Source organism: Pseudomonas wenzhouensis (assembly GCF_021029445.1).
GTDB classification, from domain to species: domain Bacteria; phylum Pseudomonadota; class Gammaproteobacteria; order Pseudomonadales; family Pseudomonadaceae; genus Aquipseudomonas; species Aquipseudomonas wenzhouensis.
In genome coordinates, this window is record NZ_CP072610.1 from 2,422,571 (window position 1) to 2,446,051 (window position 23,481).

At 60.7% G+C, this 23,481-nt stretch carries 24 protein-coding genes and 4 tRNA genes; 15 read left to right on the forward strand and 13 right to left on the reverse strand.

All coding sequences use genetic code 11. The annotated features are described in order from the left end of the window. Positions 1–16: 16 nt before the first annotated feature. The 6 genes from arsB (at position 17) to J7655_RS11100 (ending at position 4,789) form a co-directional block, all read left to right on the forward strand. Positions 17–1,096 (forward strand): ACR3 family arsenite efflux transporter, encoded by a 1,080-nt coding sequence (gene arsB, locus J7655_RS11075; protein WP_230924491.1) that lies wholly within the window; start codon positions 17–19, stop codon positions 1,094–1,096. A gap of 11 nt (positions 1,097–1,107) precedes the next feature. Next, complete coding sequence (locus J7655_RS11080; protein WP_230924492.1) at positions 1,108–2,112, forward strand: permease; 1,005 nt, start codon at positions 1,108–1,110, stop codon at positions 2,110–2,112. A gap of 24 nt (positions 2,113–2,136) precedes the next feature. Beyond that, the gene (locus J7655_RS11085; RefSeq protein WP_230924493.1) at positions 2,137–2,373 is read left to right on the forward strand and encodes a thioredoxin family protein; all 237 of its coding nucleotides are present in this window, start codon (positions 2,137–2,139) and stop codon (positions 2,371–2,373) included. 676 nt (positions 2,374–3,049) lie between these two features. Beyond that, a complete protein-coding gene (locus J7655_RS11090; protein WP_230924494.1) occupies positions 3,050–3,433 on the forward strand; it encodes an MFS transporter in 384 nt (127 codons plus the stop codon). A 37-nt stretch (positions 3,434–3,470) separates the two neighbouring features. Further along, complete coding sequence (gene tnpA / locus J7655_RS11095) at positions 3,471–3,902, forward strand: IS200/IS605 family transposase (protein ID WP_230924495.1); 432 nt, start codon at positions 3,471–3,473, stop codon at positions 3,900–3,902. A 236-nt stretch (positions 3,903–4,138) separates the two neighbouring features. Beyond that, positions 4,139–4,789, forward strand: coding sequence for an MFS transporter (locus tag J7655_RS11100; RefSeq protein ID WP_230924496.1), 651 nt, complete (start codon positions 4,139–4,141; stop codon positions 4,787–4,789). A 783-nt stretch (positions 4,790–5,572) separates the two neighbouring features. Here the strand turns inward: J7655_RS11100 and J7655_RS11110 are convergent. The 7 genes from J7655_RS11110 to J7655_RS11140 form a co-directional block, all read right to left on the reverse strand. After that, positions 5,573–5,659: transfer RNA gene (locus tag J7655_RS11110), tRNA-Leu, on the reverse strand. Between the two features lie 120 nt (positions 5,660–5,779). Next, positions 5,780–5,853 (reverse strand) — tRNA-Cys (locus J7655_RS11115). A gap of 38 nt (positions 5,854–5,891) precedes the next feature. Continuing rightward, a tRNA-Gly gene (locus J7655_RS11120) sits at positions 5,892–5,967 on the reverse strand. Positions 5,968–6,034: 67 nt separating this feature from the next. Next, positions 6,035–6,595 (reverse strand): CDP-diacylglycerol--glycerol-3-phosphate 3-phosphatidyltransferase, encoded by a 561-nt coding sequence (pgsA, locus tag J7655_RS11125; protein ID WP_230924497.1) that lies wholly within the window; start codon positions 6,593–6,595, stop codon positions 6,035–6,037. A 33-nt stretch (positions 6,596–6,628) separates the two neighbouring features. After that, entirely contained in the window at positions 6,629–8,452 is a 1,824-nt protein-coding gene (uvrC, locus tag J7655_RS11130; RefSeq protein WP_230924498.1) for an excinuclease ABC subunit UvrC, read from the reverse strand. Positions 8,453–8,454: 2 nt separating this feature from the next. Further along, positions 8,455–9,099, reverse strand: a complete 645-nt coding sequence (gacA, locus tag J7655_RS11135; RefSeq protein ID WP_230924499.1) for a response regulator transcription factor GacA — start codon at positions 9,097–9,099, stop codon at positions 8,455–8,457. Positions 9,100–9,264: 165 nt separating this feature from the next. After that, positions 9,265–9,352, reverse strand: a tRNA-Ser gene (locus J7655_RS11140). A 164-nt stretch (positions 9,353–9,516) separates the two neighbouring features. Between J7655_RS11140 and J7655_RS11145 the strand changes: the two genes are divergently transcribed. The 7 genes from J7655_RS11145 to J7655_RS11175 all read left to right on the forward strand — a co-directional run bounded on the left by J7655_RS11145 (position 9,517) and on the right by J7655_RS11175 (position 13,753). Beyond that, positions 9,517–10,185, forward strand: coding sequence for a Bax inhibitor-1/YccA family protein (locus tag J7655_RS11145; RefSeq protein ID WP_230924500.1), 669 nt, complete (start codon positions 9,517–9,519; stop codon positions 10,183–10,185). A gap of 121 nt (positions 10,186–10,306) precedes the next feature. Next, positions 10,307–10,699 carry a sulfurtransferase complex subunit TusD gene (tusD, locus tag J7655_RS11150; RefSeq protein WP_230924501.1) on the forward strand — a complete coding sequence of 131 codons (393 nt, stop codon included), beginning with the start codon at positions 10,307–10,309 and terminating at the stop codon, positions 10,697–10,699. Continuing rightward, on the forward strand, positions 10,699–11,058 hold the full coding sequence (tusC, locus tag J7655_RS11155; RefSeq protein WP_230924502.1) for a sulfurtransferase complex subunit TusC: 360 nt from the start codon (positions 10,699–10,701) through the stop codon (positions 11,056–11,058). The genes tusD and tusC overlap by 1 nt, the downstream gene beginning before the upstream one ends. Further along, the gene (gene tusB / locus J7655_RS11160; RefSeq protein ID WP_230924503.1) at positions 11,058–11,357 is read left to right on the forward strand and encodes a sulfurtransferase complex subunit TusB; all 300 of its coding nucleotides are present in this window, start codon (positions 11,058–11,060) and stop codon (positions 11,355–11,357) included. Before tusC ends, tusB begins: the two co-directional genes overlap by 1 nt. After that, positions 11,354–11,689 carry a TusE/DsrC/DsvC family sulfur relay protein gene (locus J7655_RS11165; protein WP_230924504.1) on the forward strand — a complete coding sequence of 112 codons (336 nt, stop codon included), beginning with the start codon at positions 11,354–11,356 and terminating at the stop codon, positions 11,687–11,689. The genes tusB and J7655_RS11165 overlap by 4 nt, the downstream gene beginning before the upstream one ends. Further along, positions 11,686–12,669: a glycosyl transferase family protein gene (locus tag J7655_RS11170; protein ID WP_230924505.1), complete on the forward strand. Its 984-nt coding sequence runs from the start codon at positions 11,686–11,688 to the stop codon at positions 12,667–12,669. The genes J7655_RS11165 and J7655_RS11170 overlap by 4 nt, the downstream gene beginning before the upstream one ends. An 85-nt stretch (positions 12,670–12,754) precedes the next feature. Beyond that, on the forward strand, positions 12,755–13,753 hold the full coding sequence (locus J7655_RS11175; protein WP_230924506.1) for a glutathione S-transferase family protein: 999 nt from the start codon (positions 12,755–12,757) through the stop codon (positions 13,751–13,753). 38 nt (positions 13,754–13,791) lie between these two features. Here J7655_RS11175 and cysG read toward each other — a convergent pair whose 3' ends face one another. The 6 genes from cysG to J7655_RS11205 all read right to left on the reverse strand — a co-directional run bounded on the left by cysG (position 13,792) and on the right by J7655_RS11205 (position 21,572). Beyond that, the gene (gene cysG / locus J7655_RS11180) at positions 13,792–15,180 is read right to left on the reverse strand and encodes a siroheme synthase CysG (protein WP_230924507.1); all 1,389 of its coding nucleotides are present in this window, start codon (positions 15,178–15,180) and stop codon (positions 13,792–13,794) included. A gap of 168 nt (positions 15,181–15,348) precedes the next feature. Next, positions 15,349–16,629, reverse strand: coding sequence for a serine--tRNA ligase (serS, locus tag J7655_RS11185; RefSeq protein WP_230924508.1), 1,281 nt, complete (start codon positions 16,627–16,629; stop codon positions 15,349–15,351). A gap of 80 nt (positions 16,630–16,709) precedes the next feature. Next, the gene (crcB, locus tag J7655_RS11190; RefSeq protein WP_230927714.1) at positions 16,710–17,090 is read right to left on the reverse strand and encodes a fluoride efflux transporter CrcB; all 381 of its coding nucleotides are present in this window, start codon (positions 17,088–17,090) and stop codon (positions 16,710–16,712) included. Beyond that, on the reverse strand, positions 17,090–18,412 hold the full coding sequence (locus J7655_RS11195) for a replication-associated recombination protein A (protein ID WP_230924509.1): 1,323 nt from the start codon (positions 18,410–18,412) through the stop codon (positions 17,090–17,092). Before J7655_RS11195 ends, crcB begins: the two co-directional genes overlap by 1 nt. Positions 18,413–18,415: 3 nt before the next feature. Then, complete coding sequence (gene lolA, locus J7655_RS11200) at positions 18,416–19,042, reverse strand: outer membrane lipoprotein periplasmic chaperone LolA (RefSeq protein ID WP_230924510.1); 627 nt, start codon at positions 19,040–19,042, stop codon at positions 18,416–18,418. Between the two features lie 121 nt (positions 19,043–19,163). Continuing rightward, on the reverse strand, positions 19,164–21,572 hold the full coding sequence (locus tag J7655_RS11205; protein WP_420850870.1) for a DNA translocase FtsK: 2,409 nt from the start codon (positions 21,570–21,572) through the stop codon (positions 19,164–19,166). A gap of 192 nt (positions 21,573–21,764) precedes the next feature. Here J7655_RS11205 and trxB point away from each other — a divergent pair, with 192 nt between their 5' ends. Beyond that, positions 21,765–22,715, forward strand: a complete 951-nt coding sequence (gene trxB / locus J7655_RS11210) for a thioredoxin-disulfide reductase (protein ID WP_230924511.1) — start codon at positions 21,765–21,767, stop codon at positions 22,713–22,715. Between the two features lie 55 nt (positions 22,716–22,770). Next, entirely contained in the window at positions 22,771–23,451 is a 681-nt protein-coding gene (aat, locus tag J7655_RS11215; protein WP_230924512.1) for a leucyl/phenylalanyl-tRNA--protein transferase, read from the forward strand. Positions 23,452–23,481 lie beyond the last annotated feature (30 nt).

A 23,481-nucleotide genomic window follows, 5' to 3' on the forward strand; every position in this document is an offset into this window, starting at 1 on the left:
TGAGGATAGGCAACCGATGACAAATGCGTGTGACACCGCCCTGAAACAATCTGCAGACGCACCCCTGGGGTTCTTCGAGCGTTACCTGACCCTGTGGGTGTTCCTCTGTATCGCGGCCGGTACGGTACTCGGTCTGCTCGCGCCGCAGGCTGCTCAGGCAGTGGGCGCCATGGAAGTTGCCCAGGTGAACATCCCGGTCGGCCTGCTGATCTGGGTGATGATCATCCCCATGCTGATGAAGATCGACTTCGGCTCGCTGCATGAAGTGCGCGGGCAGAAAGCCGGTATCGGCGTCACCCTGTTCGTCAACTGGGTGGTCAAGCCCTTCTCCATGGCCCTGATCGGCTGGCTGTTCATCAAGATCCTGTTCGCCGACTGGCTGCCGGCCGACCAGCTCGACAGCTATATGGCCGGGCTGATCCTGCTGGGCGCCGCGCCCTGCACGGCGATGGTGTTCGTGTGGAGTAACCTGTGCAACGGCAACGCCAACTTCACCATCAGCCAGGTGGCCCTCAACGATCTGGTGATGGTGTTCGCCTTCGCCCCCATCGTCGCCCTGCTGCTGGGCGTGTCGTCGATCCCGGTGCCGTGGGACACCCTGCTGCTATCGGTGGTGATGTACATCGTCATCCCCCTGGCCATCGCCCAGGCCGTGCGCGCCCACCTGCTCAAACGCGGCAAGCCCGCCTTCGAGGCGGCCCTGGCGAAAATCTCCCCCTTCTCCATCATCGCCCTGCTGGCCACCCTGGTGCTGCTGTTCTCCTTTCAGGGCCGAGCCATCGTCGAACAACCGCTGGTGATCGGCATTCTGGCCATGCCGATCCTGCTGCAGACGCTGCTGATCGCCGCGCTCGGCTACTGGCTCAACCGCTCGCTCAAGGTACGCCATGACGTGGCCGGCCCCTCGACCATGATCGGTGCGTCCAACTTCTTCGAGCTGGCCGTGGCGGTGGCTATCGTGCTCTACGGCTTCGACTCCGGCGCCGCGCTGGCCACCGTGGTCGGCGTGCTGATCGAGGTGCCGGTGATGCTCTGGCTGGTGCGCATGGTCAACAAGAGTCGTAACTGGTACGAGCGGGCCCTGCCATCGCGCTGAGGGGAGGATCCATGGAGATTTTCCAGTGGCTGAATGACCAGCTCCTGCGTATGGAATGGCTGGCCTATCTCGTCCAGTTGCTGGTGGAAGAGGTGTTTGGCCTGAGCATGAGCAGCCGCCTTGGTGGCAGCCTGCATTTCTTCATCTACGACGTGATCAAGATCTTCATCCTGCTGTCGGTGCTGATCTTCAGCATCTCCTGGGTGCAGAGCTATTTCCCGCCAGAGCGTACCCGCAAGATTCTGGGCGGCATGCGTGGCTTGCGTGCCAACCTCGTCGGTGCGCTGCTCGGTACGGTCACTCCCTTCTGCTCATGCTCATCGATCCCGCTGTTCATCGGCTTCACTAGCTCGGGACTGCCGTTGGGAGTGACCTTCTCTTTCCTGATTTCCTCGCCACTGGTCGACCTGGCCTCGATGATCCTGCTGGCGGGTGTCTTCAACTGGTCGATAGCCATCGCCTACGTGGTCGTCGGCATCGTGCTGGCGGTGCTTGGTGGCACACTGATTGGCCGGGCGCGAATGGAAGGCTACGTCGAGTCGTTCGTCACCCAGCACAAGGCGCTCGACCTCCCCCAGGAACAGCTGAGCCCGGGTGATCGCATGCGCTACGCTCGCGAGCAGGTTGCCGAGATCATCCAGCGCGTGTGGCTGTATATCCTGATCGGTGTGGGTATCGGCGCAGCGATTCACAACTGGATTCCACAGGATCTGATCAGCGCCCTGATCGGGCGCGACAACTGGTGGTCGGTGCCATTGGCGGCGCTGCTCGGCGTGCCCATGTATGCCGACATCTTCGGCACGCTGCCAATCGCCGAGGCACTGGTCGGTAAAGGCGTCGGCCTGGGTACCGTGCTGGCCTTCATGATGGCGGTGACCGCGCTGTCGCTGCCTTCGCTGATCATGCTCAAGAAGGTCGTCAAGGCTCCGCTGCTGGCGCTGTTCTTCGCCATCGTGGTCATCGGCATCATGCTGATCGGCTACCTGTTCAATAGCTTCGCCTACCTGTTTCTCTGATCCATCCTCCCCAGGAGAACCATCATGATCATCAAAATCCTCGGCACAGGCTGCAAGAAGTGCATCACCCTCACCGACAACACGCGGGCCGCATTGACCAACCTCGGTCGCGAGGCCGAGATCGTCAAGATCACGGATATCGCCGAGATAGCGGCCATGGGCGTGATGTCGACCCCGGCACTGGCCATCGACGACAAGGTGGTCTCGATGGGCAAGGTGCTCAGCCCCGCCGAGGTGGAAGCGTTGTTGAAGAAGAGCTGAGCGCGCCCAAATCTGCGGCAGATGTTAATCTGATACAAAACCTTACATATGCTTAGTCGCATATATGGACGATGTAATAAGCTCGTCATCCTTGATTCGCTAGGGTGTCTCCACCCAAACATCCCAGGGTGCACAACGATAGAAAAGATCGCTCTGACCGCCCTGATGCTCTCCAGCCTTTTCGCCGTTTCTGTGCTGGCCAGCCAGTACGACCGGCCTGGCTTCGCCAGTGAAATCCAGGAAGGCTGCCTGTGAGTATTGCGCCAGAACACTCAAAAGCTGAAGGACTTGAAGGCCACTGGCGAGCCAGCCAAGCAGCCCACTTACATCGGCAGTGGCCCGGATGCAATGACGGTCAAATCTGCTGATAAGCAGACCTTCAAGGACTACAAGTAGGCATTAGATAGGCGAGCGATCAAATACCTGGAGGGCCCCTCCAGCACCAGCAGCAGCCTTCTGGCGGCTTCTATTTTCAGCGTCAGGGCAAGCAACTCCATATGCAGCCCGATAGCGTCCGCGCGCAGATGTCATACAGCTGTTTCAAGTTGCTTGGATAATCTGCATCAGTAAACAACATCCGCTCGGTAACTGTGATACCGAGCAACTGCGGATACCTTTGAAGATGCCAGCCAACTCCACTGAACCACAGCTCAATAGAGTTCAACTGGTAGGCGCCATGGGTATTGGTCAGATACTGGCCTGGAGTTCAACCTACTATCTGCCTGCCGTGCTGGCCAACCCCATTTCCCAGACTACGGATTGGTCGATCACGCATGTGGTAATAGGGCTTTCCCTGGGCTTGCTGGTTGCAGGGGCATGCTCTCCTAAGATCGGGAGCATGATCGACCAATATGGTGGTCGCTCGATTCTAGCAACCAGTTCGATTCTCATGGCATTCGGCCTGTCTCTCATTGGCGCAGCCCAACATCTCGCGCTCTACTACCTTGCCTGGACGATTATCGGCTTCGCCATGGCAGCGGGCTTATATGACGCAGCGTTCGCCACACTGGGCCGTTTATTTTCCATCGAAAGGTTAAAACCACCGGCTTTCAGCCGGTGAGCTTTAGCGCCACCATGCGGGGCTGGAGGGCAAGCGCATGGATTACAGATACGGCAGTCATACGGTCTACCAGATCGAGTATCACTTTGTTTGGGTGACTAAGTACCGATACAAGGTGCTCAGCGGTGAGGTTGCTGAGCGAGTGCGAGAGCTGGTGAGACAGACGTGCGAAGCATTTGAAATTCGGATTGTGAAAGGTGTGGTGAGCAAGGATCACGTGCATATTCTGGTGAGCAGTCCGCCGAATTTGGCGCCGAGTGAGATCATGAGGCGGATCAAGGGGCGTACGGCGAGCAAGATTTTCGAGGAGTTTCCCCATCTGAAAAAGCGCTATTGGGGGCAGCATTTTTGGGCTCGCGGGTACTTTTGCGCGACGGTTGGGCAGATGACGGAAGAGATGATCAAGCAGTATCTGGAGCATCATTTTGAGCCGAGCCCGAACGATAATTTCAGGATGGAGCCTGACTGATCCGACGCGTCGTTCAGTCGACGCGTATCCGGACTTTCAGTCCGTAAGTCACTAACCCACCGACTTCAGTCGGTGGTTGTTGAGTGGGCTCGACAGCACGCCCGTCAATCAGCGGCCTGACGCTGCTCGGGGGCTTTGCCAGTACCGTGGGGTGGCCCTTGCTTGCCTACCTAGAGCATGAGCTGGGCTGGCGAGGCGCCTGTTTCGTAATGGCGGGAGCCCACCTACTGATAGGTATGCCGATTTATCTGTCTCTTGTACCCAGCATCCAGCCTGCCCAAGCCGTAGTTGCCGACACTACAAAGATAACCACTGGAAACATCCGACCGCCGACCTTTCGGCACCTCTTTCTTTTGCTCGCATTTCTGCTGACGCTCCAATCCCTGGTGACATCGAGTATTTCGGTACATCTGTTGGATATGCTCAAGCAACTCGGCATCGCGACCGCCACAGCCTTGGCTATCGGGATGGTAATGGGTCCAGCACAGGTTGCCGGACGTATCGTCGAATTCACCTGGGGCCAAGGGCTACATCCCACCCGGGCCACCCGAATAGGCATTCTGCTATGCCTGGCCGGAATAGCCCTGCTGATACCGGCTCAGCCTTGGTTGGCATTCGGCGCTATCGCCCTGTATGGCGCGGGTAACGGCATCCTGACGATCACACGAGGAACCTTGCCACTGGTGCTGTTCGGGTCTGTTGGTTATGGCGCGCGTATGGGTTTGCTGGCCAGACCGATGCTAATTGCACAGGCGGCAGGGCCGATTATTGCGGCGGCGATTCTTGATACATCAAGTGGGCATACATTATTGCTTCTGCTGGCTGGAATCGTACTAGTGGCGCTCCTGTCAAGCTGGCTATTACCCGTGCGGACAGCAGACGCGTAGTTCGAGACTTCGATAAAACGCCAAGCCTGCTGCGGGACGGCATCTACTGTTCATGTACTCCATGCTCTGCTGAACTTACCCGCCAACTGATGCAGTTTGCCGCGTTGTCCAATCCGCCTTAATACCCGCCGACAAGGTCTTTGTCCCCTTCTTACCAATGCCGAACCTCTCGCCTGCGGCACACCCGCGTGCCGTGCGTTCTGCCTGGGAGGTTCGATTCAGGAATGCAAGCGACAACGGTACTGTATGGCCAGGTGCTGGTGGTGCTGGCCATTACCCTCTCCGGAGTATGGGATGTCACGCAGTGGACGGCGGCCGCGCTCGGCTATCTCACAGATCAGCGCCCTGGTGACACGCTGCGACTAGACGAGCGAGATATTAGAGATGGCTACCTGCATGTCAGACAATCGAAAGCAGGGGACAAAGCGCCGTATCGAAGTCGCGGGGGAGTTGTCACAGCTGCTGGATAGAATCAAAGCTAGTTGTGGCCGAGGATGGCGCACCAAGGACGCAAGCAATGCTGCGTTCTCGCTTCGACAAGGCCAGAGAAGCCGCAGGCATTGAAAAAGCAGAGTTCCAACTACGCGATCTACGGGCTAAGGCAGGAACTGACAAAGCGGAATCCAGTGGCAACATCTTGCAAGCAAGAGACCAGCTAGGCCATACGGCAGTGGTTATGGCCGAGCACTACATCACAGATCGTCGAGGGAAAAACCACGCCAACACGATAAATTGCGGATCAAATCATACAGCCGCTAAAACACGTAAGTGCTTGATTTTAAATGGTGCCCGAAGCCGGACTCGAACCGGCACGCCCTTGCGAGCGAGAGATTTTAAGTCTCCTGCGTCTACCGATTTCGCCATTCGGGCGGTAGCGCTGTGCGAAGGGCGGACTATATACAGCCCTTCGCTTCCTCGCAAGGCATGTGGAACATGCCTGTAAGAATGAAAAAAGCCCCGTAAATCATGGATCTACGAGGCTTTTTAAATTGGAGGCTGAGGTCGGAATCGAACCGGCGTTCACGGATTTGCAATCCGGTGCATAACCACTCTGCAACTCAGCCATGAAGCAAACGAGTAGCTTTGGCGACTCGTATAAAACTGGAGCGGGAAACGAGACTCGAACTCGCGACCCCGACCTTGGCAAGGTCGTGCTCTACCAACTGAGCTATTCCCGCTTGTCTTGTCGACGAGCGCCATTCTATAGAATCGAATCGCGCAGTCAACCCTTTGATTCAAAAATACTTATTTCTTTTCCGAGGTCGTGCTGAGGTGCGGCCAGGCGGCCAACAGGTATTGCAGCATCGACCACAAGGTCAGCACCGCTGCGACCACAAGCAGAACGTATCCGAGCACGACCCAGAAGGTGAAAACCGGCGGATTGCCCAGCAGAATGACCAACGCCAGCATCTGTGCCGCGGTTTTCCACTTGCCAAGGTTGGACACGGCCACATGTGCCCGAGCCCCCAGTTCGGCCATCCATTCGCGCAGCGCAGAGACGACGATCTCGCGACCAATGATGATCGCCGCCGCCAGCGTCAGCCAGAGATTGGAGTGTTCGGCAGCCAGTAGCACCAAGGCTACAGCGACCATCAACTTATCCGCGACCGGATCGAGGAAGGCGCCGAAAGGCGTACCCTGCTCCCAGCGCCGTGCCAGGTAGCCATCTAGCCAATCAGTGACGGCAGCAACGGCAAAAATTCCGCTGGCTGCCCAGTAACTCCAGGCAAACGGCAGATAGAACAGGAGGATGAAAACCGGTATCAGTGCGACCCGGAGCACGGTAAGCAGGTTGGGGATATTCATCGGCACAACAAGGCTGCGAGGTGAGCGGGCATTCTACTCGCTGTGCAGAGTGTCATAAATCAACTCAGCGAGCTTTTTACTGATTCCAGGCGCTTTGGCAATTTCTTCAGCGCTGGCACGGGACAACTCCTGCAGGCCGCCGAAGTGATTGAGCAGTTCGCGCCGCCGCTTGGGACCAATGCCCGGCACTTCTTCCAATGTAGAGGTACGTCGGGTCTTGCCGCGTCGCGCACGGTGTCCGGTGATCGCGAAGCGGTGCGATTCGTCGCGGATCTGCTGAATCAGATGCAGTGCCGGGGAGTTGCCGGGCAAGGTGAACTCATGCTCGGCATCGTTCAGGTAAAGCACTTCCAGCCCCGGCTTGCGCGTCGTGCCCTTGGCCACGCCGAGCAGGATCAGATCCGGCACCGCCAGCTCCTGTAACACTTCGCGCGCCATGGTCAGTTGCCCCTTGCCGCCGTCCACCAGCAGCACGTCAGGCAGCTTGCCCTCGCCATCCTTGATCTTGCTGAAACGCCGCGTCAGCGCCTGGTGCATGGCCGCATAGTCATCGCCGGGCGTGACGCCCTCGATATTGAAGCGACGGTAATCGGATTTCAGCGGCCCTTCGGGGCCGAACACCACGCAGGAGGCGACCGTCGCCTCGCCGCTGGAGTGACTGATATCGAAACACTCCATGCGCTGCGGCGGCTCGTCCATTTCCAGCACAGCGGCCAACGCCTCGAAGCGTTCGGCCAGGTGCTGCCGATTGGCCAGACGTGCCGCCAGCGCCTGTTCGGCGTTGGTAACGGCCAATTGCTGCCAGCGGGCACGGGTGCCGCGTACACGCAAACTGATGCTCAGGCTGCGTCCACGCAATGATTCGATGGCTTCGATCAAGGTGGCGAAGTCTTCATGCTGCACGTTGACGATCAACTCGCTGGGCAGATCGCGCTCGGCATTACCCAGGTAGTACTGAGCGAGGAAGGCCATCAGCACATCGCCGCCCTCCTCCTCGATCGCCACCTGCGGGAAGAAATTCTTGCTACCCAGTACACGCCCACCACGCACGCTGATCAGGTGTACGCAGGCGCCACCCGGCGTGAGCATCACCGCGACCACATCGACGTCGCCGGTGCCGCCTTCCATGCTTTGTTGATCCTGCACACGGCGCAGCAGTGCAATTTGGTCGCGCAGCTCGGCGGCGCGCTCGAACTCCAGCGCCACGGATGCCTTTTCCATGGCGCTGGAAAGCTCCTCGCTCAAGGCATTGCTGCGGCCGTCGAGGAACATCACTGAATGGCGCACGTCTTCAGCGTATTCTTCAGGACTGACCAGACCAACGCAGGGGCCTTTGCAGCGTTTGATCTGGTACTGCAGGCAGGGGCGCGTGCGGTTTTTGTAGTAGCTGTCCTCACACTGGCGAACCAGGAAGGTCTTCTGTAGCAGGCTCAGGCTTTCACGAATCGCCAGGGCGCTGGGATAGGGGCCGAAGTAGCGCCCCTTGGCCTTCTTGGCACCACGATGGATGCCCAGACGCGGAAACTCGCCGTCGGAGAGAAACACATACGGGTAAGACTTATCGTCGCGCAGGAGGATGTTGTAGGGCGGCCGCCACTCCTTGATCAGCGTCTGCTCGAGCAGGAGCGCCTCGGTCTCGTTGGCGGTGATGGTGGTTTCGATCTGTGCGATACGCGCCACCAGCGCTGCAGTCTTGGGTGCCTGGCCGGTCTTGCGAAAATAACTGGAGAGACGCTTCTTGAGGTTCTTCGCCTTGCCGACATAAAGCAGACGGGCCTCGCTATCGAACATGCGATAGACGCCCGGGCGCCCACTACAGGTGGCCAGGAAGGCACTCGAATCGAACGGTACGGACATTATCAGCTGACGGCGTCAACCATGCCGTGGCGAACCGCAAGCAGAGCCAGCTCGACATCGCTGGTGATGGAAAGTTTTTCGAAAATGCGGTACCGGTAGGTGTTGACCGTTTTCGGCGACAGGCACAGCTTGTCGGAGATGGTTTGTACCTTGTGGCAGTTGGCGATCATCAGGGCAATCTGGATTTCACGCTCGGACAGCAAGTCGAACGGCGAGCCATTGGTCTGCGGCTGGAAGGATTTCAGCGCCAGTTGCTGAGCGATTTGCGGATCGATATAACGCTGGCCGGCGAACACCAGACGAATCGCCTGCACCATCTGCTCCAACGCCGCGCCCTTGGTCAGATAACCGGCGGCGCCCGCCTGCAGCAGACGCGTCGGGAAGGGATCTTCCTCGCACACGGTTACAGCAACGACCTTGATATCGGGATGGCTGCGCATCAGCTTGCGGGTGGCTTCCAGGCCGCCGATGCCGGGCATCTTGACGTCCATCAGAACGACATCGGGCCTGACTTCACGAACCTTGAGCAGGGCTTCCTCGCCGGTGCTGGCTTCACCCACCACCTGCAGGCCATCGATATCGGCCAGCATGCGGGTAATGCCCGTACGCACCAGATCGTGATCATCGACAACCAGGACCCTAATCAATCGCCACCTCGTTGCACCTTGTCAGCCACCGTGCAGCGACGGTGAAATTGAACCTGTCGGTCACCTTAGCAAAAAGCCGAGGACTGACCTAGCTTGCCGCACGACAGTCAAAAAGCAAGCGTCAAATTAAAAGTGGCAATCGCATCGGAGCAATTTGGGAGGAAATGGCGGAAGCGGTGAGATTCGAACTCACGGATAGTTGCCCATCGACGGTTTTCAAGACCGTTGCCTTAAACCACTCGGCCACGCTTCCAAACTTCGAGCACGGAGGACGTAAAAGCGGCCTCCGCTGTAGTGCGGGCAGCAATCTTACCGGAACGCAACACACTGTCAAACTCTATGTCTTGGCAGACCATCATGCTCTGTTATGATCCAGCACAGTTGAATTCGAAAGCCTCGTGCCAAAGGAGCGTCGCCATGCAAGAGCGAGATTATGCACTCAACCATTCTCAGGTTGAACAACAGGAAGTCAGCAGCGTTCTGCGCAACACTTATGGCCTTCTGGCCATCACGCTGGCCTTCAGCGGCCTGGTGGCGTTCCTGTCGCAGCGTGCCAACGTTGGCTATCCGAACATCTTCGTCGTATTGATAGGTTTCTACGGTCTGTTCTTCCTTACCGCCAAGCTGCGCAATTCGGCGTGGGGCCTGCTCTCTACCCTCGCCCTCACCGGTTTCATGGGTTACACCCTGGGCCCGATCCTCAACCGCTACCTGGGCATGGCCAACGGCGCTGAAGTCATCAGTTCCGCCTTCACCATGACTGCGCTGGTGTTCTTCGGCCTGTCCGCCTATGTGCTGACCACCCGCAAGGACATGAGCTTCCTCAGCGGCTTCATCACTGCAGGCTTCTTCGTGTTGCTGGGCGCCGTGGTTGCCAGCTTCTTCTTCCAGATCAGCGGCCTGCAACTGGCGATCAGCGCCGGCTTCGTGCTGTTCTCCTCGGTCTGCATCCTATATCAGACCAGCGCCATCATCCATGGCGGTGAGCGCAACTACATCATGGCCACCATCAGCCTGTACGTGTCGATCTACAACCTGTTCGTCAGCCTGCTGCAGATCTTCGGCATCATGGGCGGCGACGACTGATTGCTTTCGTCCCCCTTCGAGCCCGCTTCGGCGGGCTTTTTCTTGCGTGATCGCCTGACGCCTTTGTTTGCCGAGCACCCTGGCCTTATCATTGGCCCAGTTTTGCCTCGCCGGAAACACCATGAAGTTTGCCATCGTTCTGTTCGCTGCCCCTCATCAGCCCGCCTCACGTCGTGCTCTGCGTTTTGCCCAGGCGGCATTGGCCGGTGGTCACGAAATCGTTCGCCTGTTCTTTTATCAGGACGGCGTGCACAGCGCAGCCAGCAATGTGGTCAGCGCGCAGGATGAGCTTGATCTACCCCGGGAATGGCGTGAGTTCGTCACGACCAACGAGCTGGATGCAGTGGTGTGCATAGCCGCTGCCTTGCGTCGTGGCGTACTGAATAGCGAGGAGGCGCAGCGCTATGCTCGTCCCGCCGCCAATCTGCAGGCCCCATGGGAGCTTTCCGGCCTCGGCCAATTGCATGAAGCGGCGCAACAGGCCGACCGCCTGATCTGCTTCGGAGGCCACTAATGAGCAAGTCTTTGCTGATCATCAGCCGCCAGGCGCCATGGAGCGGCCCTGGAGCCCGTGAGGCGCTGGATATCGCCCTGGCCGGCGGCGCATTCGACCTGCCCATCGGCATGCTGTTTCTCGACGACGGTGTCTTCCAACTGAGCAAAACCCAGCAACCCGGCGCGCTGCAGCAGAAAGACCTCGGCGCCAACCTGCAGGCTCTGCCGATGTTCGGTGTCGAGCATCTCTACGCCAGCCAGCGCAGCCTGGCCGAACGCGGCCTGAGTGACAGCGAACTGAATCTGCCGGTAGAGCGCCTCGACGACAATGCGCTGACCAACCTCCTCGATCATTACGACCAGGTGATCACCCTCTGATGGCCACCCTGCACATCCTTTCCCACTCACCGTTCGCAGATAGCCGCCTGGCCAGTTGTCTGCGCCTGCTCGGCGCTGACGATGGCCTGCTGCTCACCGGCGATGCCGTCTATGCCCTGCAGCCTGACACCACTGGCCTGCAGGCGCTGCAACTGATGCCCGCCAGCGTCGCGCTCCACGCCCTGGAGGAAGACCTTGCCGCACGTGGTATGCAGCCCCCTGAGCGTGTGCAGGTGGTGGACTATCCAGGCTTCGTCGAACTCTGCACCCGCTACGCCAAGGTCAACAGTTGGCTATGAACACGCTAAACGTCGTCGGACGCGAAATCGCCCTGGACAAGGACGGCTACCTGGTCGACCTGCAGGACTGGTCGCGGCCGGTAGCCGAGGCGCTAGCCGCAACTGAAGAGCTGCAACTGAGTGACGATCACTGGGAAATTCTCGACCTGTTGCGCGCCTTTTACGCCGAGTTTCAGCTGTCGCCGGCCAACCGCCCACTGATCAAGTACGTGGCATTGAAGCTCGGCCCGGAGAAAGGCAACAGCCTGCATCTCAACCGCCTGTTCAAGGGCACGCCCGCCAAACTCGCCGCCAAGCTGGCCGGCCTGCCAAAACCGACCAATTGCCTATGAACCTGATCACCCCTGCCGAACACCCCTTCGCCCAGTTCGTGCGTATTCTCGGCAAGGGCAAGCGCGGCGCACGTGGCCTCACCCGCGAGGAAGCCCGCGAGGCCATGGGTCTGCTGCTCGACGGCAAGGTGGAGGACACTCAGCTCGGCGCTTTTCTGATGCTGCTGCGGCACAAGGAAGAAAGCGCCGAAGAACTGGCCGGCTTCACCGAGGCAATCCGTCAGCGCCTGCCCACGCCCAGCGCTGCAGTGGATCTGGATTGGCCCAGTTATGCCGGCAAGAAACGTCATCTGCCCTGGTATCTGCTGGCGGCCAAGGCGCTGGCCGCCAGCGGCACGCGCATTTTCATGCACGGTGGCGGTGCTCATACCGCAGGGCGGCTGTATACCGAACAACTGCTAAAGCAGCTGGATATAGCCTGCTGCGATGACTGGCAGGCCGTGGAAGAGGCACTCGACGCACACGGCCTGGCCTACAGCTACCTGGGCAACTGGATGCCGGCACTGCAGCGCATGATCGACCTGCGCAACACCCTTGGTCTGCGTTCGCCGATTCATTCCCTGGCACGAGTGATCAACCCACTGAACGCCCACTGCGGCCTGCAGAGCATTTTTCACCCCGGCTACCAGGCCGTGCACCGTGAAGCCAGCCGATTACTGGGCGATCATGCCATCGTGATCAAGGGCGAAGGTGGCGAGATCGAGGTCAACCCCGATGTCGCCTGCGATCTGTATGGCACCCGCGACGGCGAGGATTGGGACGAAGAATGGCCCGCGCTGTCGGCACAGCGTCACGTCAAACCCGAGCGGCTCGACCCGACCGTACTGGGCGCGTTCTGGCGCGGTGAACATGATGATGCCTACGGTCGCCTGGCCGTGATCGCGACCATGGCAACCGCGCTGCGTGGATTGGGCCTGAGCCGCGATGAGGCCATGCAACAGGCTCGACAACGCTGGGATGCACGCTTTCAATCCAATTGATCGATCAGTTAAGCCAGCTTTTTCCACCTTTCCATCGACCCCACAACGCTAGACTCCAGGTTCATTCAAGACGGAGGCACGTGTTATGGGCTTGTTGATCGATGGCCGCTGGCATGACCAGTGGTATGACACCGGCGACAGCGGCCGCTTCCAACGCGAAAGCGCACAACGGCGTAACTGGGTGACCGCCGATGGCAGTGCCGGCCCGAGTGGCAGCAGCGGCTTCAAGGCCGAGGCCGGGCGCTATCTCCTGTATGTTTCACTGGCCTGCCCCTGGGCTCACCGCACCCTGATCCTGCGCAAGCTCAAAGGTCTGGAATCGCTGATCGACGTCTCGGTGGTCAGTTGGCTGATGCGCGAGCAAGGCTGGACCTTCGACCGCAGCACAGGCTCCAGCGGCGATCACCTCGACAACCTGAGTTACATGCACCAGCGCTACACTGCCGATGACCAGCACTACACCGGGCGCGTGACCGTGCCTGTATTGTGGGACAAACAAACGGGCGGCATCGTCAGCAATGAATCGGCGGAAATCATCCGCATGCTCAACAGCGCCTTCGATGGCCTGACTGGCAACGCTCTGGATTTGTATCCTGAAGCCCTGCGCGAACGCATCGACTCACTCAATGAGCGCATCTACCCGGCGGTGAACAACGGTGTCTACCGCGCGGGGTTCGCCACCACCCAGGAAGCCTACGAAGAAGCCTTCGACGAGCTTTTCACCATGCTCGATGAGCTGGAAACACTCCTGAACAGCAATCGCTATCTGGCCGGTGAGTACCTGACCGAAGCGGACATTCGCCTGTTCACCACACTGATCCGCTTCGATGCCGTCTATCACGGGCACTTCAAGTGCAATCTGCGGCGCATCGAGGACTACCCGAATCTGTCCCACTGGCTGCGCGAACTGTATCAGTGGCCAGGGATCGCCGAGACGGTGGACTTCACCCACATCAAGTCGCACTACTACGCCAGCCACGCCACCATCAACCCGACCGGCGTGATTCCCAAGGGGCCGCAGCAGGATTTCACGCGCGCGCATGACCGCCAGCGCCTGGCGGGCAAGGGTATTTTCAAACGCTGAGCGTCATGACAGAAGCCTCGCAAAGAGGCTTCTGCGGGTCAGAGGCCGCCTTGAGCACCTTCGAACCAGGCCAGCTTTTCACGCAGATTGACCACTTCCCCGACGATTACCAGGGTCGGCGCATGTACTTCATGCGCTGCTACCAACTCCGGCAGGGTCGCCAGAGTGCCGGTAAACACGCGTTGATTCTGCGTCGTGCCCTGCTGCACCAAGGCCGCCGGCGTGGCGCCTGAACGGCCGTGTGCGATCAATTGCTCACAGATACCGGGCAGGCCAACCAGCCCCATGTAGAACACCAGGGTTTGCCCTGGCGCTACCAGGTCCTGCCAGGGCAGATTGCTGCTGCCATCCTTGAGGTGGCCGGTGACGAAACGTACGGACTGCGCATGATCGCGATGAGTCAGCGGAATCCCGGCATAGGCTGCGCATCCTGAAGCCGCGGTAATACCCGGCACCACCTGAAACGGAACGCCTTCGGCAGCCAGTTGCTCGATCTCCTCACCGCCCCGGCCGAAGATGAACGGATCACCGCCCTTCAGGCGCAGCACCCGCTTGCCCTGCTTCGCCAGATCGATCAACAGCTGATTGATCTGCTCCTGCGGTACGGCATGATCGGCGCGGCGCTTGCCGACGTAGATACGCTCAGCATCACGGCGGCACAAATCGATGATCGCCGGCGCCACCAGGCGGTCGTACAGCACCACGTCGGCCTGCTGCATCAGACGCAACGCCCGAAAAGTCAGCAGATCGGGGTCGCCAGGGCCAGCACCGACCAGATACACCTCACCCAGCGAACGTGGCGCGGCACCGGCCAGACGCGCCTCCAGCAGACGCTCAGCCTCTTCCGGCTTGCCAGCAAAAACGCTCTCGGCAACCTGCCCCTGGAACACGTCCTCCCAGAATACGCGGCGCTGCTGCACGTCGGGAAACAGCTGTTTGACCCGTTCACGAAAGCGCTTGCCCAGGTTAGCCAACTGGCCGTAGGAGGCGGGAATCCAGGTTTCGATCTTGGCGCGGATCAAGCGCGCCAGCACCGGTGCGTCACCGCCGCTGCTGACCGCGACGATCAGCGGCGAGCGGTCGACGATGGCTGGGAAGATCACGCTGCACAGTGCCGGCGCATCCACCACGTTGACCGGAATGCCCAACGCCTGCGCCTCGGCAGAGATTCGCGCATTGAGCGGCTCGTCGTCGGTGGCGGCGATCACCAGCCCGACGCCCTGCAGGTCGCCGCTGGCGTAACCGCGCAGAAACACGCCAACCTCTCCGGCCATGGCCTGCAGTTCGCTGCGGATCTCCGGAGCCACCACATGCAGGCGCGCCCCGGCCTCGGCCAGCAGACGCGCCTTGCGCAGCGCCACCTCACCACCGCCAACGACCAGCACTGGGCGGCCCTGCAGCTTGTGGAACAGCGGAAGGAATTGCATAAATCAGCCTCGCTTGAGGTGGGAAGACGAACGGCGGCTCGTAGGGTGCGCCGTGCGCACCGAACTACGCGGAAAGACCTTGGTGCGCACAGCACACCCTACGCGCGGCGACCATCGTCAGGCGTGCCGTTTGGAAACGGAGCGGTCGTGCCACCCCGCTGAACCGGCTTAGCCGATCACCTCGATACCGCCCATATAAGGCTTGAGCACTTCGGGCACACGAATACTGCCGTCAGCCTGCTGGTAATTCTCCAGTACCGCCACCAGGGTGCGACCGACTGCCAGGCCGGAGCCATTGAGGGTGTGTACCAGCTCCGGCTTGCCGGTTTCCGGATTGCGGTAGCGCGCCTGCATGCGACGCGCCTGGAAGTCGCCGCAGTTGGAGCAGGAAGAAATCTCGCGGTACTTGTCCTGGCTCGGCACCCAGACTTCCAGGTCGTAGGTCTTCACCGCGGAGAAGCCCATATCGCCGGTGCACAGGGCCAGCTTGCGGTACGGCAGTTCCAGCAGTTGCAGCACGCGCTCGGCGTTGGCGGTCATGCCCTCCAGCGCCTCGAAGGACTTGGACGGCTCGACGATCTGCACCATCTCCACCTTGTCGAACTGGTGCTGACGGATCATGCCGCGGGTGTCGCGGCCAGAGGCGCCCGCCTCGCTACGGAAGCACGGGGTATGGGCGACGAACTTCAGTGGCAGCTGCTTGGCATCGAGAATTTCGCCAGCGACGATATTGGTCAGCGAGACTTCGGCGGTCGGGATCAGGTACAGATCGGCCTGGTCTTCACGGGCGATCTTGAACAGGTCTTCCTCGAATTTCGGCAGTTGGCCGGTGCCCTGCAGCGCCGGGGCTTGCACCAGATACGGGGTGTAGGCCTCTTCGTAACCGTGCTCGCCGGTGTGCAGGTTGATCATGAACTGCGCCAGGGCACGATGCAGGCGGGCGATGGGGCCGCGCAACAGGGCAAAGCGCGCGCCAGACAGCTTGGCAGCGGTCTCGAAGTCCAGCCAGCCGTGCTGCTCGCCGAGGGCGACGTGATCCTTGATTTCGAAATCGAAGCTGCGCGGCGTGCCCCAGCGTGCTACCTCGACGTTGCCGTCTTCATCGGCGCCCACCGGCACGGACTCGTGCGGCAGGTTGGGAATGTTCAGCAGCAGGTTGTCCAGCTCGCCCTGGATGGCGTCCAGCTCACGCTTGCCGGCTTCCAGGTCGCTGCCCATCTGATCGACTTCCGCCAGCAGCGGCGCGATATCTTCGCCACGTGCCTTGGCCTGGCCGATGGACTTGGAGCGGCTGTTGCGCTCGGCCTGCAGTTGCTCGGTGCGAACCTGCACCGACTTGCGCTGACTCTCCAGGGCCTCGAAGTGGGCGACGTCGAGGGCAAAGCCACGGGTGGCGAGGCGCTCGGCGATTTCGGTGAGTTGCGTGCGGACAAGTTTGGAATCGAGCATGTTCGGGTCTCAATACATCGACGAAAAAAGGTAGCGGCCACCAGCGTGACGCGGGTTGCCGAGTGTAAAGCTTTAGCGGGTCAGGATGCCAATCGAGCCAGGCTCAAACCGGCCCAGGCGGCCAGTAGACCGCCGATGATACTCAATGCCAGGTAACCGAAGGCCTCGGGCGCGCGACCGCCCTCCAGCAGCTTCATGATTTCCAGGCTGAAGGACGAAAAGGTGGTGAAGCCACCCAAGACGCCTGTAATCAGCCCGGTGCGCAGCTCCAATGGCAGATCGGTACGCGTGAGGAACAGGCCGGAAAGCAGGCCAATCAGCAGGCAACCGATGATGTTTACCGCGAAAGTGCCCAGATAGAAATGCCGGGGCCAGTTGCCGGCCACCCAACTGGCGACCAGAAAACGCATGAGCGAACCCGCAGCGCCCCCTACCGCGACAGCCAGCGCTACACGAAACATCATGTTCTCCTCCGCTTCGGGCTGCTGGCATCCAGGCTGCGCAAATGTTGCAGCTTGTCGCGAATCTTCAGTTCCAGACCGCGCGGTACAGGCTCGTAATACTGGCGCGGCTGCAACGACTCGGGAAAATAGTCCTCACCGGCCGCATAGGCATCCGGCTCATCGTGCGCGTAGCGATATTCGTCACCGTAGCCGAGCTGCTTCATCAGCTTGGTCGGTGCGTTGCGCAGGTGCAGCGGCACCTCCTGCGAACCCTGCTCGGCGGCATCACGCATGGCCGCCTTGAAGGCCGCATACACCGCGTTGCTCTTCGGCGCACAGGCCAGATAAACGATGGCCTGAGCCACGGCCAGCTCGCCTTCCGGGCTGCCCAGGCGCTCCTGCACGTCCCAGGCATTGAGACACAGGGTCAGCGCGCGCGGGTCGGCGTTGCCGATATCCTCGCTGGCCATGCGCACCACACGGCGGGCGATGTACAGCGGGTCGCAGCCGCCATCGAGCATACGCGCGTACCAGTACAGCGCGCCGTCCGGGCTGGAGCCGCGTACCGATTTATGCAGCGCGGAAATCTGGTCGTAGAAGGCTTCGCCACCCTTGTCGAAACGGCGGCGGCTGTCGCCCAGCAGGTTCTGCAGCAGCTCCACCCCAATTTCGCCATCGTCCTCGGCCAGGTCTGCAGCGTTCTCGAGGAAGTTGAGCAAACGACGGCCATCGCCATCGGCGGCAGCCAGAAGGATCTGAAAGGCCTCGTCCGGCAGGCTGAGATGGCGCTCGCCCAGGCCTTTCGGGTCGGTCAACGCGCGATTGACCAGCTTGCGCATCGCCGCCTCGTCAAGGCTCTTGAGCACGTAGACGCGGGCCCGCGAGAGCAGCGCATTGTTCAGCTCGAACGAAGGATTCTCGGTGGTGGCACCAATGAAGATCAGCGTGCCGTCTTCCACATAGGGCAGGAAGGCGTCCTGCTGGCTCTTGTTGAAGCGGTGCACTTCGTCGACGAAGAGAATGGTGCGACGACCATACTGAGCCGCATGCTGCTGGGCCACTTCGACCGCCTGGCGAATCTCCTTGACCCCGGAGAGCACGGCCGAGATGGTCTCGAAATGCGCATCAGTGACCTTGGCCAGCAGGCGCGCCAGGGTGGTCTTGCCCACCCCGGGCGGTCCCCAGAAGATCATCGAGTGCAAGGCGCCCTGCTCCAGCGCCTCACGCAGCGGTTTGCCTGGCGCCAGCACATGCTCCTGGCCGACGTACTCGTCCAGGCTGGTAGCACGCAAACGCGCAGCCAGGGGCTGCGCGACGGGTTGGCGGCCGAACAGATCCACGCCTTACTCCTGGATGACGTCCGCGCCTTCGGGGATGTCGAAGGTGAACAGGTGGTCTTCGACCGGCTCGTTCATCTTCACATTGAGGAACAGGATGTTGGTGCGCTGACCGATGCTGTCGATCAGTTGCATGTCGTTGAGCACACGATTGCGGAACGACAGACGCAGGCTGTCGAACAGGCTGTCCTTGGCCTTGGGCTTGAGGATGAAGTCGACCACGCTGCCGCCTTCCTTGTAGTCGATCTCGAAATTCTCGCGAATCTGCGACACATCGCCGGACAGCAGCAATGCCGGGGTATGGGTCAGGCGCTGATCGAGTGTCTGAATGGTCACCTGCTCCAGATCCGGGTCGTACAGCCAGACCTTTTCGCCATTGGAGACCAGTAGCTGCTCCATGGGTTGATCGGTGTGCCAGCGGAACATGCCCGGACGCTTGAGCGCCAGTTGCCCTGCAGTTTCCTGCAATTGCGTGCCGCTGGCGTCGAGGGTCAGCTGCGAGAAGCGCGCACTGATGGTCTGGGCCTGGCCGAGCAGCTCGCTCAGCCGCTTGCTTGCCACCTCTTCATCGGCCTGTGCGTTCAGCAGGGTAAAACTCAGAGCAGCCAGCATCAGCAGGCGGATAACACGCATATAAACCCCTTGAGTCGAATGAGAACGGCGAAGCTACTGCAGGCCTCGCACTGCTCGGCAGCCCGTGCTGCCGTGAATCCTGTAGACCGCGAAATCAGCGGTTTATCCGTGACGGTAACACTCAGTCACGGGATGAACCGGGCGCCAGCACTTCGCGTGAGCCGTTGGTGTTCATCGAGCTGACCACGCCGGCCATTTCCATTGCCTCGATCATCCGCGCGGCGCGGTTGTAACCGATCTTCAACTTGCGCTGCACGGCGGAAATGGAAGCGCGACGGCTTTCCAGCACGAAGTTGACGGCCTCGTCGTACAGCGGATCTTCCTCGCTGCCTTCGCCGCCTTCACCACCACTGCCGCCTTCGAAACCACCGCCAGCCTCTTCGGCGCCGGCGAGAATGTCCTCGTTGTAATCCGGTGCGCCACGCAGCTTCCAGGCCTCAACCACGCGATGCACTTCATCGTCGGAGACAAAGGCGCCGTGAACACGAATAGGCAAGCTGGTGCCGGGCGGCATGTAGAGCATGTCACCGTGGCCAAGCAATTGCTCAGCACCGCCCTGGTCGATGATGGTGCGCGAGTCGATCTTGCTCGATACCTGGAACGCCATGCGGGTCGGGATATTGGCCTTGATCAGACCGGTGATCACGTCCACCGACGGGCGCTGGGTGGCGAGAATCAGGTGAATACCGGCCGCACGCGCCTTCTGCGCGATACGTGCGATCAGCTCTTCGACCTTCTTGCCAACGATCATCATCATGTCAGCAAATTCGTCGACCACCACCACGATGGTCGGCAGCGGCTTGAGCAGCGGCGCTTCGTCGTCCAGGTTTTCCCGGCGGAACAGCGGGTCAGTCAGCGGCTCGCCAGCCTCGATGGCATCCTTGACCTTGCGGTTGAAGCCCGCCAGGTTGCGCACGCCCATCTTCGACATCAGCTTGTAGCGACGCTCCATCTCGGCGACGCTCCAGCGCAGGGCGTTGGCCGCCTCCTTCATGTCGGTGACCACCGGGCACAGCAGGTGCGGAATGCCCTCGTAGATCGACAACTCGAGCATTTTCGGGTCGATCATGATCAGTTTGGCGTCTTCCGGGCTGGACTTGAACAGAATCGACAGAATCATCGCGTTCACACCCACCGACTTACCGGAACCGGTGGTGCCAGCCACCAGCAGGTGCGGCATCTTGGCCAGATCAGTGATCACCGGTTTGCCGCCGATGTCGTGCCCCAGTGCAAGGGTGACCGGTGACTTGGCCTCGTCATACTCGGGGGTCGACAGCACTTCGGAGAAACGCACGATCTGGCGGTTCTCGTTGGGAATCTCGATACCAACGGTGGTCTTGCCCGGAATGACCTCGACCACACGCACGCTGGTCACGGCCAGCGAACGCGCCAGATCCTTGGCCAGGTTGGCGATGCGACTGACCTTGACCCCGGCAGCCGGCTGAATTTCGTAGCGGGTGATCACCGGGCCCGGGTGGATCGAATCCACCGCGACCTCGACGCCGAACTCCTTGAGCTTGATTTCCAGCAGATGGCCGACGCCCTTGAGCGACTCCGGCGAATACTCGACCTTCTTGGCTTCCGCCGGGTCGAGCAGGGAAATCGGCGGCAAGGTGCCTTCCACCGCGCTGTCAACAAACAACGGCGCCTGTTTTTCCTTCTGCACGCGCTTGCTCGGCTCTGGCGCCTTGACCACTGGCGGCGTGGCGATGACCGGCGCAGGGCGTTTCTCGCGCTCGCTCATGTGCTTGCTCAGCGACTCTTCGCGCTCGAGCAGACGCTCCTTGACCCTGGCCTGCTCACGACGATCGGACACCACCGGCGCGGCCACCTCGATAACGCGTTCGTCCAGCTCGCGCAGCTGAATCTTCATCTGCTTGCGTTCGCTGCGGGCGTTCCACCAGCTGGTGATGGCACCGTGAATCAGCTCAAGCAGATCGAGGGTGATCTTGCCGGTCAGATCCATCACGCGGAACCAGGACAGGTCGGTGAATACGGTCAAACCGAACAGGAACAGCGCCAGAAAAATCAGCGTACTGCCTTGTACGTTCAGCGCATGCACGGCCAAATCGCCCAGGCTGGCACCCAGCATGCCGCCGCCGGAACCCTGCATGCCGGCCGCGGCGGCAAAATGAATGTCACCCAACGCTGCGCCGGAAAGAATCAGGAAGACCAGGCCGATGCTGTGCCAGGAAAACAGCCAGCCATTCCAGTGCCAGGGTTGATTACGGGTGCGAAACACCTGCCAGGTCTTGGCGGCCAGCAACAGGGGGAAGATGTAGGCGAAGTAACCCAGGGCGCCGAACAACGCGCTGGACAGCCAGGCGCCAATGCTGCCACCGGCATTGATGATGCGCTCGACCTGCACACTGTTGTCCCAGGCCGGGTCGGCCACGTTATAGGTCAGCAGTGCCATCAGCAGGTACAGGCACATCGCGCCCAGGGCGATCAACGCGCCTTCCTTCAGTCGGTACTGAAGCTTGTGGCGCCAGTCGGTAATCTGGGTGGTGGAATTCTTCAAAACAGCCATTTCCTGCGCCCTTGGCGCGTCCATCTGGTGGTTGATCACAAGCGGCTTATTGTAGGGCCAGCCTGACGCCGAGGCCAATTGCCAAGCTCCCGCACCCACCCTGCTTCGGTGTAGCATAGCCGCCAGCAGCTTCCATGCGGCTCAATTGGAGCACGCATTCTCTTTTGTGACAAAGGCTTATGGGGTTTTTTTATGAGCGAAGTCAAGCATTCCCGCCTGATCATCCTGGGTTCCGGCCCTGCCGGTTATAGCGCTGCCGTGTATGCCGCGCGCGCCAACCTGAAACCCGTCGTGATCACCGGCATCCAGCCTGGCGGTCAGCTCACCACCACCACCGAAGTGGACAACTGGCCGGGCGACGTCGAAGGCCTCACCGGCCCGGCGCTGATGGAGCGCATGCAGAAGCATGCCGAGCGCTTCGACACCGAGATCATCTACGACCACATCCATACCGCCGAGTTGCAGAGCCGTCCCTTCGTGCTCAAGGGTGACAGCGGCACTTACAGTTGCGATGCCCTGATCATTGCTACCGGCGCCAGTGCCCAGTACCTCGGCCTGCCATCGGAAGAGGCGTTTTCCGGCAAGGGTGTTTCGGCCTGCGCCACCTGCGACGGCTTCTTCTACCGCAATCAGGTGGTCGCCGTGATCGGCGGCGGCAATACCGCCGTCGAAGAGGCGCTGTACCTGTCGAACATCGCCAAGGAAGTGCACCTGGTGCACCGCCGCGACAAGCTCCGCTCGGAGAAGATCCTGCAGGACAAACTGTTCGACAAGGTCGAGAACGGCAACATGCGCCTGCACTGGAACCACACCCTGGATGAGGTGCTGGGCGACCAGAGCGGCGTAACTGGCGTACGCCTGAAAAGCACCCTCGACGGCAGCACCAAGGAGCTGGCCCTGGCCGGCGTGTTCATCGCCATCGGCCACAAACCCAATACCGAACTGTTCGTCGGCCAGCTGGACATGCATGACGGCTACCTGAAGATCAAAGGCGGTAGCGAAGGCAATGCCACTGCCACCAGCATCGAGGGCGTATTCGCCGCCGGCGATGTGGCCGACCACGTCTACCGCCAGGCCATTACCTCGGCCGGCGCCGGCTGCATGGCCGCACTGGACGTCGAGAAGTTTCTCGACGGCAACTGATGGACAAGGGCGAGCGCCCCCGCTCGCCCTCCCCTCCTCCGCTGGACAAGCGCACATGCTCACCTGGCTGCAACGTGACTCACTGCAGTTCCCGCCACTGGCTAAAGCCATGCGCGAGCCTAATGGCCTGCTGGCCGCCGGCGGCGATCTGAGCGCCGACCGCCTGATCAGCGCCTATCGACATGGCTGCTTTCCCTGGTTTCAGGATGGCCAGCCGATTCTCTGGTGGTCACCCGATCCACGCACGGTGTTGTTCCCCGAGGAACTGCATGTCTCCCGCAGCCTGGCCAAGCTGCTGCGCCAGCAGCGCTACCGCGTCACCTTCGATCAGGACTTCGCCGCTGTCATACAGGCCTGCGCCGAGCCGCGCACCTACGCCGATGGCACCTGGATTACCCGTAGCATGCAGGAGGCTTACCTGCAGCTGCATGAGCGCGGCATCGCCCACTCGGTGGAAGTCTGGCAGGAGGATCAACTGGTCGGCGGGCTTTACGGCCTGGCGATGGGGCAGCTGTTCTTCGGCGAATCCATGTTCAGCCGCGCCGACAATGCCTCGAAAGTCGGTTTCGCCACACTGGTCGGCAAACTTCGAGACTGGGGCTTTGTACTGATCGACTGCCAGATGCCGACGCAGCACCTGCACAGCTTCGGCGCCAGGGCCATACCCCGCGCCCGTTTCGCCGAATACCTGCAGCAGCATCTCGACCTGCCCAGCAAAGCAGACTGGCCTGCCTAGTCGAGCGGCCAAGCCTGGCATACACTCTCA